Origin of the sequence: Kocuria kalidii (genome assembly GCF_044462225.1) — a bacterium.
Lineage (GTDB): Bacteria > Actinomycetota > Actinomycetes > Actinomycetales > Micrococcaceae > Kocuria > Kocuria kalidii.
In genome coordinates, this window is record NZ_JBISWJ010000032.1 from 14,181 (window position 1) to 30,152 (window position 15,972).

The window sequence follows — 15,972 nt, forward strand, 5'->3', positions numbered from 1 at the left end:
GGCCTCGGCGTCGAGGCAATTCCACCGGCACCGCCCCGGGGAGTCGACGGCCGTAGGCCGGGGAAGACGAATGCTGCCCGGCTTCATCTGTCGATGCCCGTGAGAACACGCCGATTCACATTACTGCGGCTCGACTGCCGTCTCGTTCGTCTTGACGATGTACACGTCGCACGGAGCCGAGTGGGCAACGCTACTGGCGATGCTGCCCAGCACCCGACCGATTCCCTGCACACCCTTGTTGCCCACCACTATGAGACTTGCACCGTGCATTTCGGCGTGTGTGATTAGGGCTTTGGCTGGAGTTCCGCGAACGGAGAAATACTTCACCTCCTGATGTTCATCTCCGAGCTTTTCCGACACGCGGCGGGCGACTGATTCGGCGTCGGCCGCTTCGGAGACAATTAGCTGGTCGCTCCCGCTGCCGTATACGTCGATCCGATCCTGTTGGTATGCCGTAACGATGTGCAGCACATGTCCCAGCGCACGGGCGACCTGGGCCGCGACTTCGGCGGCGCGTTGGGCTCTTCCAGTGTTGTCGACACCGACAACAACGATTCCTTCAGCCACAACTACTTCTCCTCGCTAATAGATCTCAGGGTTGTGAATTTCTTTTCACAGATCCGGCCTCCGGCTCCCGCTGACAGATGGCAGGCGTCGGCACATGCACAGGGGATCCATGAGCAGGAACCCACTGCGGCACGTCGAGCATCGAGTGGATCGAGAACCCAGCGCGTTGCCACAAGGTCTCGCGGGTGCCCCACCGCCGGTCCCGCCGTGCTCACCAGCTGGGAGGCCGGTGGTGTCGTCGTGGGTGGCGATCGATGTACCGGGGCATGAGCCCGGGCGATCGGCATCCGAGTCCCTGCGCACAAGATCCGACGATGTTCACCTCGCTTCCGAACGGCTCCAATGATGGCGGCCACCTACCGTGCATCCCGGGGTGAAGTGGCACCAAGGGGGTCGGTTCTGGTCAGATGGCGCGGCCGGGGCTGAGGATGCCGGCGGGATCGAAAAAGGCTTTCAGCTCGTGCTGCAGGGCCAGGGTGTCGGGGTCGAACTGCTGCGCGAGCATCCCGGTTTTCAGCGAGCCGATGCCGTGCTCCCCGGAGATGACACCCCCCATTTCCAGGGCCGCCTCGGTGATCAGGGTGAGCACGTGCTCGGCCGCGTCGATCTCCTCGACGGAGTCATCGCCGGCAAGGACGGCCGGATGCATGTTGCCGTCCCCGGCGTGGGCGCAGGTGTTCACCGGATACCCGGTCCGGGTGGAGATCGTCTCGATGCGCTCGAACATTTGGGCCAACCGACTGGGTGGGACGGCCACGTCGCAGGACAGGGCCAGGCCCGCCGCGTTGAGGGCGGGGTTGACCATACGCCGGGTGGCCAGCAGCTCCGCCCCGTCGCCGGCCTCAGCGAGCAGGGCACCGGCGGCGCGGCAGGTAGAGACGATCGTCTCGGCCTGCGGGTGGGCGTCGGGGCCGATGGTCTGGCCCACCAACAGGGCGGCCCCACCGGGTGCGACGGCGGAGGGGAAGTGTCGCTGGACGATGTCGATGCAGTTGCGGTCCATGAGCTCCAGCAGCTCGGGAGTGGTCGGCAAGGCCATGATCGCCGCCACCGCCGTTCCGGCCGAGGCCATCGTCGGGAACTGTGCCTGGAAGGTGACCGGGTCCCCGGTCGGCCGGGGCTTGAGCCGGGCGATGACCTTGGTGACCACCCCGAGGGTGCCTTCGGAGCCGATGAACAGGCCGGTGAGGTCGTAGCCGGTGCTGTTCTTGCGGGTCCGTGAGCCGGTGCGGATGATCCTCCCGTCGGCCAGGACCACCTCGAGTCCGGCGATGGCGTCGCGGGTGACCCCGTGGGCCAGGCAGCGCAGCCCCCCGGCGTTGGTAGCCACGGTGCCGCCGATGGTGGCGATCTGGTAGCTGACCGGGTCCGGTGCGTACATCAGTCCGTGCTCTGCGGCTGCCTGGTCGAGTTGCTCGATGATGATGCCGGGGTCGACCTCGGCGATCCGGTTGGCGGCGTCGATCTCGAGCAGGCGATTCATGGCGTGCATCGAGATCACCAGGCCCCCGGGGTAGGCCAGGGCGCCGCCGCTGACGCCGGTGCCGGCTCCGCGCACCGACACGGGCACCCGGTGGGTGGTGGCCCAGCGCAGCGCGGCCTGTACGTCCGCGGTAGAGCGTGCCTGGACGACCGCGGCTGGCAGTCCCGCCGGCTCGGCTCGGGAGGTGTCCCGGCTGTGCTCGGTCAACACAGCGGGGTCGAGGCTGACCACGTCGCCGAGCTCGAACACGAGCTCGGCGACAACTTCCGGCGAAGCCGCCTGGAGGTGGCCGGGACGCCCGTCGACAGGCCGGTTCTGGTCGGACGAGCCGGTCACCGCCTGGCCATGGTTGGAGAGCCCGTCGACCGGCTGGTCGTGGTCGTGCTCTGTCGTGCTCATCATTGATCTCTCCTGGCGTCGGGCCAAGGCCTGGTGGCTGTCCTTGCCCTGCGTATTGGGGTGGTGGGGGAAGACGTGCTCATGTCGGTCAGCGGGTGGTTGAGGGAGTGGCGCGGGAACGCTTCGCCACGTCGAGGATCTCTGTCATGTAGGGGGCGATGACGTCCTTGGAGATCTTGCAGTCCAGGACGAGCACACCCTGGGCACCGGTGCCGACCCAAGCATTCAGGGCGTGCAGATCCTCGAGGGTGCGCACTGTGACGGCGTGGGCGCCCAGGGCAGCAGCCATGCCGGCGAAGTCAACGTCGGGGATGAGCATGGGTGCGGGGGCGAGCCCGATGGAGCCGTACTGGTGGACCTCGGCCCCGTAAGCGGCGTCGTTGAAAACGACGATGATGCCGCTGGCCACGCTGCGCACGACCGTCTCGAGGTCGGCCAGCGACATCAGCATCCCGCCGTCGCCAGTCGTCAGCACGACCGTGGACTCAGGAGCAGCCCGGCCGGCACCGACGGCTGCCGGCAGCCCCAGGCCGATGGTCTGGTAGGCGGTGCCCACCAGGTTCAGAGCATGGGGACCGGGGATGTCCCAGTACATCGGCGCCCAGCCGCTGAAGTGCCCGCCGTCCTGGACGACCACCCGGTTCGCCGGGATGGCCCGGTTGAGGGCGACGGACAGAGAGCGGGGGTCCAGACGCCCGTCCGGGGCCAGCGGATCTCCGGGCTCCGTGTCTGCCCACCGACGGACACGGCCGGCGGCCGCGTCGCGCCAGCGGTCGTCCCTCCGAGCGGGCACCCGCTCGGACAACCGCTCGGCCACCAATCTCGCGTCCGCGCGCAGGTGGTGGTCGACCCGGGGGTGAGTGGCCTTGTCGGCGAGGTCGATCTGGATGACGGTGGACTCCTGGCCGAAGAGGTGCCCGAAGCGGGTGGTGAACTGGTTCAGCCCGGCCCCGAACACGACCACGACGTCGGCCTCGGCCATCAACTTGGCCCCCGCGTCGGTTCCGAAACCCCCGGCGATGCCGAGGTGACCGGCATCGTTCAGCAGGTTCCGTGCGGCGACCGTGGTGGCCGACAGGGCGCCGAGCTGATCCGAGAGTCGTTCGATGGCGGGGTCCGCCCCGGCCACCCGAGCTCCACGCCCGGCCAGCAGCAGGGGGCGCCGGGCAGTGTTCAGTGCCGCGGCGACACGTTCCAGGTCGGACCTCGACGGCTGCAACGTGGGTGCCTGCAGGACCGGCTCGGGCCAGGACTCCTCGTCGGCGTCCGCCGCTGCGAGGTCGTAGGGGATAGCCAGCACCACCGGCTGGCGGTGCTGGACGGCGCGCTCCAAGGCTTTGATACTGATCAGTCCTGGTTGCCGGGCATCGACCACGAAGGTGTCCACTCCGACGTCGGCCCCGATACCGGGTTGGTCGACGTCCCAGGGACGTGCCCCGGTGGTGGGAGCCTCGCCGGTGACCATGACCAGGGGAATGCGCGCCTGGCGCGCCTCTGTCAGAGGTGTGATCGCATTCGTGAACCCGGCACCGTAGGTCGTCGTGGCCACCGCCACGCGCCCGGACACCCGGCTGTAAGCGTCGGCTGCTGCGACCGCGCCGGCTTCGTGGCGCACGGCGGTGAACGACAGGTCCGAGGCCTCGACGGCGTCGAGGAAGTGGGCGTTGCCGTTGCCCATGACGCCGAACACCTCGGCGACGTACGGGGCCAAGGCCTCAACAATGCGGGTCGAAACAGTGGTCATCGGTGCTCCTACGATTAAAAGGTGCTGTCTGGTGTGGGCGTGTGGTGCGACCAGGGCGGGATCTGCCGGAAAATGCACAGGAGTGAGGCATCCCCGGACCACAGCAGTTCGACCGGGTGAATGTGCTGTCCTGTGGTGACCAGTGCGTCCTCCCAGCCCCCCGACCTTGGTTTCCCGGGCGTCGTCGATCCAGGGCCGGACCGCTACGGAACCGGATTGGACACGCGAATCCGACGGGACACTTCATGGGATGCGGCACGGCTCCTCACTCGTAGATCCGGGCGATCTCGCGTTCGATCTCGATGATTCGTTCCCGGTTGTAGGGAGCCTTGGGGCCGGGCACGTAGCGCACCGAGTGCAGGATGCCGGTGTAGGGGAAGCACCCATGGCGCTGGTAGACCTCCCAGTCCACGGGTCCGCCGCGGTCCAGACCGACGCTGATGCCGGTGAAGGGGCTCATGCCCGTCAGCTGGAGCACTGGCCCCAGGTTCGCCCGGGCACCGTCGGGCAGTTCCACGGCGATGTCCCATTTCAGGTCGGGCAGGGCCTCGAAGCGCAACCGGATCATCTGCTCCCCGGCTGCTAGGGGGACCCGGGTGTGGAGCATCCGGCCGTACTGGTTGTACGCCAAGGTCAGGACCCCGTCCTCGACGTAGGCGGAGTAGCCTCCGCCCTGGTCGCCGTGGGCCACGAGTACGCCTTCCTCGCCAGGGTGGTGGAGGAGGTTGATGTCGACGGTGAAGGAGCGCAGCTTGGTGAGCTTGCTGGAGCGGAAGCGTTCCAGAGTGGGGGTTCCCGGGTACAGGGTGACGGGCTCTTCCAGGGGCAGTTCGGTAGACGGGCGGGTGCGGTTGAAGGAGCCGTCGTCGTTGAGCGGGAAGACCTGGTTGTGCCAGGCGGCGGCCTTCCACCTTTCGGCCAGCTCGCGCACCCGGTCCGGATGCTGCTGGGCGAGGTCACGGGTCTCGGCCGGGTCGGCCAGCACATCGTAGAGCTCCCAGGCGTCCTCCTCCCAGCCAGGCCCGTTGGCCTGTGGGGCGATCGCCTTCCACCGGCCGTCGAGGAAGGCGCGGCGCCCGTTCAGTTCCACGTACTGTTCGGTGTGCTCCGAGGTCTGCCGGCGGTCGTGCAGCCAGGTCTCGAAGGGTATGCCGTCTACCTCGGGGGCTGGGACGCCGTGGCGTTCGGCCAGGGGTGTGACGCCGGCGAGCCGCATCAAGGTCGGTCCCAGGTCGGTGGCGTAGGCGGACTGGTGGCGCACGCCCTCGTCGTCGCCGCGGCGGGGCAGTCCGGCTGGCCAGGAGAGCACCATAGGGACTCGCACTCCGCCGGCGTAGGTGTGGGTCTTGTAGAGGCGGAAAGGGGTGTTGGATGCGTAGGCCCACCCTTGCGGGTAGTGCACGTAGGCCTGTGGGCCCCCGATCAGCTCGGGGTCCCGGGGGACGTCTGCGTCCCACTCCGGGGGCAGTTGCACCTTTTGCGCGCCGAAACGGCTGAAGTAGCTGCGGGTGCCGGTGTGACCGGCCTCGCCGGTGCCGCCGTTGTCGGAAGTGAAGACGATGATGGTGTTGTCGTACTCCCCCGTCATCTTCAGATGGTCCGTGAGGCGCTTGAGGTTCTGGTCCACGTTGTCCACCGCCGCCGCGTAGGCCTCCATGTACCGGGCGAAGACGTATTTCTGCTCCTCGGACAGCGACTCCCACGGCACGACCTCCATGCCGGGCTCGCGGTTGCGCGGGGCGCACCGGGTGCCGTCCGGGAACAGCCCGTCGGCGATCTGCCGGGCGAAGCGTTCGGAGCGGACGTGGTCCCAGCCGGCTTCGTAGCGGCCGCGGTACTTCTCCATGTCCTCGGCCTTGGCCTGGAGCGGCCCGTGGACTGCCTGGTGGGCGAAGTAGAGGAAGAAGGGTTTGGCGGGGTCGGCTGCGCGCAGAGACGTGATCATCTCCAGGGCACGGTCGGTCAGTTCGTCCGTGAGATAGAAGTCCTCTGGGTACTGATCGATCACCACCTGGCTGTTGTCCTGCACGAGTCGGTGCGGGTGGAAGAGGGAGGTGAAACCGTCCAGGCAGCCGAAGTACCGGTCGAACCCGCGCTGGAGCGGCCAACTGCTCTTCTCGGCGCCGTCGTGCATCTTCGACTCGACCGTCATGTGCCACTTCCCCACCATGAACGTGGCGTAACCCCCAGCACGGAAGTTCTCGGCCAGGCTCGGAGCGTATCCGGGCAGTTCCATGGTGGAGTTGGGGAATCCCGGGTCCATGTGCGGTACGAAGGAGAATCCCGCGCGGTGAGGATTAATGCCGGTCATGATGGCGGCTCTGGCCGGGGCGCACATCGGCGGTGTCTGGTAGTTGTTCAGCCGGTATCCCTCGGCGGCTATCTCCTGGAGCGTCGGAGTGTCGATCTCGGAGCCGAACGGGGAGATGTCACTGAATCCCATGTCGTCCATCAGCATCAGGATCACGTTCGGAGCACCGGGCCGTGCCTGCGCCTGACGAGGCCAGGACGGCACAGACTGAGAGGCGAGCTCGTCGAGCACGCCGTCGAAGCCTGCGTAATCGCGGATGGGGTAAGAGCCGTTGTGGATGTCCCCGGGCATGGTTCACCTCAATGATGTGGTCGTACGGGGTGCGGAGAATTCGGTGACTGAGCGCCAACGGTCAGCGGGGGCCGCATCGGTGTGCCGTGGGCCTATTCCGGAGGGTCTCCGGCAACCGCAAGGCTGCGGCTGCCGGAGGCCTCACTAGTCGAAAATGGTCCTGTTCTGGGTGATGACCTCTTGGACGGCGGAGGCCGCTTCCGGCACCGGTACGTTGCCGAGCATCTCGTCGCCGAACTCTTCGAGGGGCGGCAGGCCTTCCGGCGGGGTGCTGCCCGGGCGCACGCCGTAGACCCCGGCCTCCGCGAGGGCATTCTGGCCTTCCTCGCTGTAGAGCCAGTTGTAGAGCAGCTCGGTGGCGGCCGGAGTGGGGTTGTCCTTGAGCAGGCAGCTGTAGTGGTACTCGGCCCGTACCGCGTCCTCGGTGGGGAACACGAAGTCGATCGGCAGCCCGTCCTCGATGAGCGGCTGGTACTGGTTGTACTGGCCCATGACGTCGATGCCGCGTTCTCCGCGGGCGATGGACTGGGCGGACAGCGCGGAGGTGCTGGCGATCATCGGGTCGTTCTGGGCGATGCCCTCGACCCAGGCCATGTCGAACTCGCCGGAGTCGATCATGGCGGCCAGGGAGTTGGTGAAGCCGTTGACCCGGTGCGGGTCGGTCACGAGCAGCTGTCCCTTCCACTTCGGGTCGGTGAGTTCGGTGAAGCTCTGGGGGGCTTCCGCCTCGGTGACCTTGTCCGTGTTGTAGGCGATGCCGAAAGGGAAGATCGAGAGCGCACGGTACTCGTTGTCCTCGGAGACCTGGTCCGCCCCGATGTCCTCATCGGAAATAGTGAAAGGTTCGTACGCTTGGCACCGGTCGCCGCCGTAGGTGAGCTGGGTCAGTGCCGGACCTCCGTTCTGGATGCTGCCGACACGATTCCCGCTGGCGAACTCTTGGTCCAAGCGAGCCGCGAGCTCGGCGCCGAAAATGTATTCGCTTTGGACCTGGATCTCCGGGTAACGCTCCATGAACACCTCGTACGCCGGGACGTAGCTCTCCTCGGTGGGGCCGTAGGTGACCACAGAGGTTTCGTTGCTCTCCTGGGCCTGCTGGTACAGCTGGTCCATTTGTTCCTGTACCTCGGGACTGCCAAGGGCTTCCGGATCTGGGCCGTTGGAGCCGACGTCGCCAGCCATGTCCGCGCAGCCGGTGAGCAGCAGGACTGCCACGCCCGCCAGACCGGTGATGGAGTGCTTCTTCATGGGGATCTCCTTGATCAGTTTTCGGTGGCGAGCATGACGACGGATTCTGCCGGGAATTCCACCCGCACCTGGTTCTCGCCGGAGGTGTGGGCGGGGCCGCCGGTGCCGGTGCGCACCCGAAGGCTGTGGGGGCCGGCGTTGACGAGGTGTTCGATCTGGTCACCGAGGTAGACGGCGCTTTCGCGGGATGCGAGGAAAGAGTTCTCGAATCCTGGATCGACGGCGGCCTCGTAGAGTTTCGCGGAGGTGGCGCGAATGGCGATCTGGGCCGGTGTTCCGATGCCCGCTGATCGGGATTTGCCGCAGGCCACGGGGCCGATCCCTTCGATGTCGACGACGGTGCGACCCTTGTCGTCGCCGGCGACCTTTCCACTGAGGATGTTCTCGTAGCCCAGGAAGTCCGCCACGAAGGCGTTGACGGGATAGGCGTAGATCTCCTCGGGCGTTCCGAACTGCTGGATGTGGCCGCCGTGCATCACGGCGATCCGGTCCGACATCGTCAATGCCTCCACCTGGTCGTGGGTGACATACACCGAGGTGGTGCCGATGCGCTTGTGCAGTTCCTTCAGCTCCGTCCGCATGGTCCCGCGGAGCTTGGCATCCAGATTGGACAGCGGCTCGTCGAAGAGCAGCAGCGCCGGGTGAGCCACGAAGGCCCGGGCCAGCGCGACGCGTTGCTGCTGGCCCCCGGAGAGGGCGCCCACGGAGCGGGTGGCCAGATGTCCCAGCCCGACCACCTCGAGTGCTTCGGCAACTCGGGACTTGATGTCCGCGGGCTTCGCCTTGCGCATCTTCAAGGGGTAGGCGACGTTGCCGTACACCGTCATGTGCGGCCATAGGGCGTAGCTCTGGAACACCATGCCGGCGTCGCGCCGGTTCGGGGGAACCCGCCGGGATCCCTCGACGACTGTCTTGTCCCCGATGCTGATCCGCCCGCCGTCCGGATCCTCCAGCCCGGCGATGCAGCGCAACGTGGTCGTCTTGCCGCAACCACTGGGACCCAGCAGTGTCACGAAGCCGCCGTCGGAGATCTCCAGATCGATCGCGTCGACCACGACGTTGTCGTTGTACTTCTTCGTCAACTGCTCAATTGCTACTCGTGCCATTACCACTCCCGGTCAGGACGCCGTGGGCGTCATTGGTGGAAAAGTTCTTGTTCGCGGTCTCCGCCACCGTGGCGCGGCCTGCCTGCTCCGACTGCGACACCAAGAGCGCCTGCGCTTCCCGCGCCTGGCGTCTCCGGATGAGCCGCCCGATGATCCAACGCACGGCGTAGACGGCCCCAGCCAAGACCCCGCCGATGACGAAGACCAGGACGAAGAGCGCGGCGGCCATGGAGCTCTCGCCGTTGCCGTAAAGCCGGTACACCTCGACGGCCATGGTCTTGTTGGTCGGCAAGGACAGCAGGATGGGCACTTCCAGGTTTCCGACAATGTTGATGCCGGTGATGAACCAGGCGGCCATGAACGAGGGCAGGATCAGTCGGAGCACGATGCCCACGGCCACCCGCAGGGCCGTCGCCCCCGAGACCCGGGCGGACTCCTCGAGTTCCTTCCCGATCTGCGCCAACGCGCCGTCGACCGCCCGCGCCGCCAGAGGGGTGGCGGATATGACCAGGCCGATCAGCACGATCCACACCGTGCCGAAGAGCGGGGTGAGGAACGGGATGGTCAGGAAGCCCCACACGAGCCCGAGACCGAGCAGGATGCCGTTGGCGGCCCACGGCAACCAGGTGGTGAGCTCAAGGCCTCGACGCAGGGACGCCGTACCGTGCCGGCCGATGAGCCCGAGGGTGAGCGCGATGCTGCTGGCGATCAGGCCTCCGAAGACGGCGAGGAAGAAAGTGTTTCGCAGCGCCGGTGCGATAGCGGGGTCGCTGAGCAGCAGTGCATAGTTCCGCAGTGAGAGAGCACCCGAGGCGCCGAAGACCCTCTGCAAGGAGCCGAGGATCACCTGAACCGCCGGCAGGATAACCATCGACACGGCATAGAGGACGATCCAGGCGGTTGCCGCGAAACCCCATTTGCCCATGTCCCAGTGGAACTTGGAACTGCTCTTGCCACCAACGGTGGAGAACTGGCGGCGGTCCAGGAATCGCCACTTGACCGCCACCAGCAGGACGACGGTCACCATGAGCACTAGGGCCAGTGAACTCGCGGCGCTGTAGTTCGGCGGTACCTGCTCGTTAAGCATCGAGAAAATCTGGGTCGACACGACCGGGAACTGCCCGGAACCGGCGATCAGCAGCGGAACGTCGAAGGCTGTCATGCCGATGATGAACGCCAGGATCAGCGCGCCGGAGATCGCCGGCGCCATCATGGGCAGCGTGATGGTCAAAAATGTCTTCAGGGGCGTTGCCCCGAAAATGAGACCCGCTTCCTCCATCCGGTGGTCCATGGAACCGAAGGCACCGATCAGGACGAAATAGGTCAGTGTCGAGACCTTCAGGCTGAGAACGAAAGCGACCCCCCACGCCCCACCGATGGAGAACCCATCCACGCCGACTGCCGCCAGGGCCCTGCTGGCGAGCCCTATTTCCGGGGTTCCCAGCAGGTTCCAGGCCAGCGCAAAGAACAGCGGGGGCGTGGCGAGGCCGATGACCGCCAGTGGTGTCATCATCTTCGCGAGGAAGACATTCGTGTTCGTGGCGATCCAGGCCGAGACGATGCTGATCACGGTGCTCATCACCGCAACAACACCCCCGAGCCAGAGGGCGTTCTTCACGGCGGTGTAGGTGGCCGCATCCTGGAACGCCGCAGTGAGGCCCTCCGGACCCAGCGCTCCCGGTTGCCCAGGAGGCGCGTCGCGGAAGGCTCCGTAGATGATCATGATGATGGGCAACAGGTAGAGGGCGACGACGCCCAGCACCACAATCGCCATACCGCGCTTGGCCAGGATGTCGGTCAGCATGGAAGCAGACTCCGGTCGGGGCGTATGCGCCATTTTCGGTCACCTTCGACGATGGATGGGGTGTCGGTATGAAATCGATCAGATGTGGGCTGCGTCACTGAGAACTATTAGAACGCGGCGCGCCCAGTAGTACCATTTAGTCTTTTCACACATATCGATAACTTTTTCTTATGAGAGGGGGCGACCATGGAACGGCGCCAGCTCGAGTACTTCGTCGCCATCAGCCGGACCGGCAGCCTGGCTGCCGCAGCGGAGCTGCTTCACGTCACCCAACCCGCGCTCTCCCAATCGCTAAGACAGCTCGAGAAGGAACTCGGATGTGAACTCTTCCATCGCCTTCCGCGCGGCATGCGGCTCACACCGGCCGGTGAGGCTCTGCTGGACCCGGCGAAGCAGATCTTCCGAGACTTCGCCACGGCCCGCGCATCTGTCGACGCAGTGCTCGGGCTGGAGGGGGGAACGTTCGAGATCGCCTCGCTACCCGGCATCATGCTCGATCCGCTCGCCGAATGGATCAGCGCATTCCGACGACTGGCACCAAAGGTGCAGATCCGGGTCCGCCTCACCGAGGTGCCTGAGGACATTCCTAAGGCGGTTCGGACCGGGGATGTGGAACTGGGACTCATGCTGGACATAGGCCCTCAGCAAGACCTGATCGTCAAGCAGGTGGGGCAACAGGAGATTGTCGCCGTCTTCCCGCCCGGTTCGACGCTGGACCCCGACGAGAAGGTCACCGGAAAGGAGCTCCTCGAGCACGGGATGATCCTGGGCGGCCCCGGCGTGGGACGGGAGCTGATCCGGCGAGAGAGTGAACGCACCGGGAAGCAGCACCAGTCGATCATCGAGGTGAACCGACGGGACTCGGTTCTGTCACTGGTGCTGGCGGGGGCGGGAGCCGGCGTCCTGCCTCGTGCACTGGCAACGCTGGCCGAGGCGAGCGGGGCCGTCGTCCGATCGTTGGATCCACCAGCCAAGCGAGGCATCTACGTCCTGCATCGGAACGGCCCCCCGCCCCCCGCCCTCCGTCTGTTCGAACAAATTCTGACGACGGCGGAGTGACAGCGAAACCGCTTGGTACGATTTTCGCCGCATCCCTTCCCGGTTGTGTGCGCGCCAGCCACCGGTCGGTCGCAGGCGGGTCTCCGCGGCTTTCCAGAACGTGCGCTAACCTCTATATCGGGCATCCGACGGAGGGAGACCTGCGGGGACAGCACGGAGACCGCCCCCCGCGGCTCGGGTCGCCTGCCCCAACCGGCGTGCCCTCCAGACGAACCCGGATGTCGAGGCTGGCACAACGTGCAGCAGGCAAGTCGTAACCATGATGGGCTACGACTCATTTCCTTCCCGAAGGACATATCGGGTCCCATGACAATCTGAGGGAGGATCCATGCACTGCTGTGCGCCCCGCAGCGACGCACCCGTCCACGGACCGCCGACCAAGAAGGTCCTTGTCGAAGGGCGGCACGAGCTAGTCACCGAACCCGCCCTCCATGTGGACGTCCCTCTGGGCCCCGGCACCTTCGTCATGGGAGATCCGTTTGGGGAGGGACACCCCGCAGACGGAGAGGCGCCCCAGCACACGGTCACATTGGATACTTTCCATATCGATGTGACGACGGTGACCAATGAGCAGTATGCCCGATTCGTCGCGGCCACGGGACATCGCACTGGAGCCGAAGTGGACGGCTTGTCCTCCGTCTTTCACATGGCCGTCCCTACGGACTCACCGGATGTTGCAGGGCGGGTGCCCGGCCTGCCGTGGTGGCTGGCGGTCAGGGGGGCCGATTGGTCGCACCCAGCCGGCCCAGGAACCACGTGGGAGGACATCCCGGATCATCCCGTGGTGCACGTCAACTGGCACGACGCCCAGGCCTACTGCGCATGGGCCGAGCGGCGCCTACCCACTGAAGCCGAATGGGAGTTCGCCGCCCGAGGAGGATTGAGCCAGGCCCGCTACCCTTGGGGCGACGACCTTGTCCCCCAGCATCAAGACCAAGACGTCCACCACTGCAACATTTGGCAAGGCTCTTTCCCAGATGCCAACAGCCGGGACGATGGCTACCTCACAACTGCACCCGTGAAGCATTACCCGCCGAACGGGTACGGCTTGTTCCAGTGCTCCGGCAACGTGTGGGAGTGGTGCAATGACTGGTTTCTCCCGCAGTACTACTCGAACTCGCCGCTGCGTAATCCACCCGGCCCCAAGATTGGACAGGGACGGGTGATGCGAGGTGGTTCGTATCTGTGCCACCACTCGTACTGCAACCGCTACAGAGTGGCTGCACGGAGCTGGAACACGCCCGATTCGGCAGCGGCCAACGTCGGCTTCCGCACCGTGGCTCACTAGCCCTGGTCGGACCCATGAGGGCTGAGGGGCGCCCGGGTCCTGCGACAGGTGAGGCTCCTCCTGAGGGCGTCAGCGGCCAAAAACCCCTGGACCCCGTGGTCCCGGACGGCGTGCCTCAGCCGATGCGGAAGACCTCGACCCTCACCCCATCCGGTTGGCGCTCTCCCGTGCCGATGAACAGAGTCCGATTCAGCCACGCGTACGGTCCGGTCTCCTCAGCGGTCAGTCGCGGCACGCAGCGGAAGTAAATCCGGGCAGGATCCACCGACTCGCCAGCCATCACCTTCCGTAGATCTTCGGCATCGCCAGTGCGCAATGCACGGTTCTCCACGAGGACGTGATGTCCGTCGTCGAGCTTCAGGACGTAGTCTGCGGCCAGATAGGCGACGTCCTCGACCGAGTACTGCTGGAAGTCCGCCCCGGCGTCGAGGACTCGGCCGTTGATGGCCGGTCCGTGCACGCGCCCGCCGCGGATCGGAACCACCCGCCGCATACCGTCCACCGTGGTCCCGACCGTGATGGGAGGGTCGACGTCAACATCAATTGTGGCCACGTACTCCAGCAGCGGCGGTATCGGGATATGCGAGGCAAATTGGGACGACTTCCGAGGATGATGGTTCGTCATGGCATTCCTTTCGTGGATTCGACTCCGGTGCTCCCCGCGCCGCGCAGGCGACCATCACGCAACTGGTCAAACAATAACCGGCTGGTGTCAGGGGAGTGAGGGAACTGGATGCGCCGTCGGCCTCGGGCCGATACTCCACCTGACGCTGATCGACGACGGCTTCCGGGGCAGTGAAAAAGTCGGGACGGAGGAATTGCCGAGGCCCCCTGTTGTGCCGCTGACATCCGTTTCTCCCGCTCGGCTATGGTTGCGAGCTCGCGTGCCGGGCAGAGGTGCCGCGTGGTTGCCACAGCAGCGAGAGGGCCCCGGTCACCGTCGTCGTGAAGTCCAACGACCGCCGCCTGCTGGTCTTCGACATTAGATTCCCTAATGTCAACTATAGATCTAAATAACTATACGTTTTGGGTTGTTCCGCTCAGACTAGTGGAGCGATCGGCACACCCTACTGATTCGCGAAAGGAGCTTGTGAGCACGTCAATAGTTCCCTGGGGACCCTCCGACGCCACTTCAGGGGCTGCCGGGGTGGTCCTGGTGGATGGCGGACCAAGCACGCAACTCACCGCACCGGCAACGGGCGGCCGTCCTCGGCGACGTCAGCCGGAGATAGGAATCTGGTTCCGTCGCCCTGGCTGCGGGTTTGTTCGCCGTCCTGCTGATCTCGATGGTTTCACCCGTTGCCGTCGAAGGCGGGTCATCCCTGAAGGGGTGGCGGGGCCGGCATGACGCCCGGTGGCGGGCCGTCGCGCTGTGGCGTCGACAAATTTTCAGTGCTCTTCACGTAGAGCGACATCGTCGAAACGACGCCCCCACGTACCTCAAAGCGGAAGGTTTCTCATGAATCTGGGCATGGGTTCCTTGCCAGCCCGGCGCCCGAAGGTGCGTCCGGACGACATCGCCGTCGTTTTCAAGGAACACGAATGGGCCTACCGGCAACTCGACAAGCGGGTCACCCGTGTACCCAACGCACTCACCGACGCCGGAGTGCCCAAAGGTCATCGGGCCGTGCAAGTGGGGTTTAACCATCCGGCACTCAAACGATCGCGCATGACGCAATGACGGGCCTGCGCCGGAAGGAAAACACGGAGATCAGCGGAAGCGCCATGGATTCGGCCCAGCGCTTCCACGGCGGGGCCGTCTTCGAGCCACCACGAGCCGAAGGTGAACCCTGCCGGCCCGACACCCCACCGACCCATACTCCGTCGGCGGAGGCCACGGCCACCGGCTCTCACCTGCCTGCACGATCAAGGAACATGCCGTGAATGACCCCCGTATTGGACCTGGACCCCACAGACACACCCGCCGCGTGCTGGGCGGCGGGATCGAGCCTGACCCTCGGTTCACCCTTGCCAACGAACGCACCTTCCTCGCCTGGATCCGCACCGCCCTGGCCCTGCTGGCCGGAGGCATCGCCGTGGAGGCCTTCACCGCCGACGTCTTCCCCGACCAGATCCGCACGCTACTGGCCGTGATCCTGCTGCTGCTGGGCGTGCTGCTCAGCTCGGGGGCGGCCGTGCGCTGGTACAAGGTCGAACGCAGCCTGCGCCACCAGACTCCCCTGCCGCTGCCACTGATCACGCCGCTGCTCGGGGGCGGAGGAGCCATCGTCTCCGGGGTCTTGATCGCCTTCGTCATCCAGAACTGACCCCCGTGGCCCGCCGCGATCAGAACCAGAACACCACCGCCGCCCACGAGGATTCCGGCCTCCAGCCCGAACGCACCATCCTGGCCTGGGGACGCACGGTACTGGCCCTCATCACAGCTGCGGCGATCTGCCTGCGCTGGATCACCCACCACGGCGTGTTCGTCCTGACCCTGTTCGCCGTGGCCGTGGCCACCGGGGCGGCGATCTACCTGAGCCAACGCGCCCGCTACGCCCGCAGCAGCCGCGGAATCACCGATGAGAAAATAGCCGCCGACGCCAGAAGCGTCCTGGGCCTGGCCACGGCCACAGCCGTCCTCGGCCTATTGGGCCTCTATGTGGTGCTCAGCCTGACCTGACCAGCGCAAAGCCCTCCAAGCCCTCCAAGCCCTCCAAGCACTAAACGTG

At 66.0% G+C, this 15,972-nt stretch carries 13 protein-coding genes; 5 read left to right on the plus strand and 8 right to left on the minus strand.

Annotated features, from left to right (window positions below; all coding sequences use genetic code 11):
- Nucleotides 1-120: 120 nt before the first annotated feature.
- From ACH9D3_RS05150 to ACH9D3_RS05180, 7 genes are all read right to left on the minus strand, one after another.
- Complete coding sequence (locus tag ACH9D3_RS05150) at nt 121-567, minus strand: universal stress protein (protein WP_396410105.1); 447 nt, start codon at nt 565-567, stop codon at nt 121-123.
- Between the two features lie 403 nt (nt 568-970).
- Entirely contained in the window at nt 971-2,452 is a 1,482-nt protein-coding gene (locus tag ACH9D3_RS05155; protein ID WP_396410106.1) for an FAD-linked oxidase C-terminal domain-containing protein, read from the minus strand.
- 85 nt (nt 2,453-2,537) lie between these two features.
- On the minus strand, nt 2,538-4,193 hold the full coding sequence (locus ACH9D3_RS05160) for a thiamine pyrophosphate-binding protein (protein ID WP_396410107.1): 1,656 nt from the start codon (nt 4,191-4,193) through the stop codon (nt 2,538-2,540).
- Nucleotides 4,194-4,458: 265 nt separating this feature from the next.
- Nucleotides 4,459-6,795 carry a sulfatase-like hydrolase/transferase gene (locus ACH9D3_RS05165; RefSeq protein WP_396410108.1) on the minus strand — a complete coding sequence of 779 codons (2,337 nt, stop codon included), beginning with the start codon at nt 6,793-6,795 and terminating at the stop codon, nt 4,459-4,461.
- Nucleotides 6,796-6,939: 144 nt separating this feature from the next.
- Nucleotides 6,940-8,043, minus strand: a complete 1,104-nt coding sequence (locus ACH9D3_RS05170) for an extracellular solute-binding protein (RefSeq protein ID WP_396410109.1) — start codon at nt 8,041-8,043, stop codon at nt 6,940-6,942.
- Between the two features lie 14 nt (nt 8,044-8,057).
- On the minus strand, nt 8,058-9,125 hold the full coding sequence (locus ACH9D3_RS05175; RefSeq protein ID WP_396410110.1) for an ATP-binding cassette domain-containing protein: 1,068 nt from the start codon (nt 9,123-9,125) through the stop codon (nt 8,058-8,060).
- Nucleotides 9,126-9,129: 4 nt separating this feature from the next.
- Nucleotides 9,130-10,953, minus strand: a complete 1,824-nt coding sequence (locus ACH9D3_RS05180) for an ABC transporter permease subunit (RefSeq protein WP_396410111.1) — start codon at nt 10,951-10,953, stop codon at nt 9,130-9,132.
- A 186-nt stretch (nt 10,954-11,139) separates the two neighbouring features.
- Between ACH9D3_RS05180 and ACH9D3_RS05185 the strand changes: the two genes are divergently transcribed.
- Nucleotides 11,140-12,012 (plus strand): LysR substrate-binding domain-containing protein, encoded by an 873-nt coding sequence (locus tag ACH9D3_RS05185; RefSeq protein ID WP_396410112.1) that lies wholly within the window; start codon nt 11,140-11,142, stop codon nt 12,010-12,012.
- A gap of 328 nt (nt 12,013-12,340) precedes the next feature.
- Complete coding sequence (locus ACH9D3_RS05190; RefSeq protein WP_449555777.1) at nt 12,341-13,300, plus strand: formylglycine-generating enzyme family protein; 960 nt, start codon at nt 12,341-12,343, stop codon at nt 13,298-13,300.
- 115 nt (nt 13,301-13,415) lie between these two features.
- Here ACH9D3_RS05190 and ACH9D3_RS05195 read toward each other — a convergent pair whose 3' ends face one another.
- Nucleotides 13,416-13,925, minus strand: coding sequence for a DUF3237 domain-containing protein (locus ACH9D3_RS05195; RefSeq protein WP_396410114.1), 510 nt, complete (start codon nt 13,923-13,925; stop codon nt 13,416-13,418).
- Between the two features lie 834 nt (nt 13,926-14,759).
- On the opposite strand from ACH9D3_RS05195, the gene ACH9D3_RS05200 reads away from it, so the two are divergent.
- The 3 genes from ACH9D3_RS05200 (at nt 14,760) to ACH9D3_RS05210 (ending at nt 15,923) form a co-directional block, all read left to right on the plus strand.
- Nucleotides 14,760-14,981 (plus strand): hypothetical protein, encoded by a 222-nt coding sequence (locus tag ACH9D3_RS05200; RefSeq protein WP_396410115.1) that lies wholly within the window; start codon nt 14,760-14,762, stop codon nt 14,979-14,981.
- A 247-nt stretch (nt 14,982-15,228) separates the two neighbouring features.
- Entirely contained in the window at nt 15,229-15,567 is a 339-nt protein-coding gene (locus ACH9D3_RS05205; RefSeq protein WP_396410116.1) for a DUF202 domain-containing protein, read from the plus strand.
- 5 nt (nt 15,568-15,572) lie between these two features.
- Nucleotides 15,573-15,923, plus strand: coding sequence for a DUF202 domain-containing protein (locus ACH9D3_RS05210; RefSeq protein WP_396410117.1), 351 nt, complete (start codon nt 15,573-15,575; stop codon nt 15,921-15,923).
- The last annotated feature ends 49 nt before the right edge of the window (nt 15,924-15,972 follow it).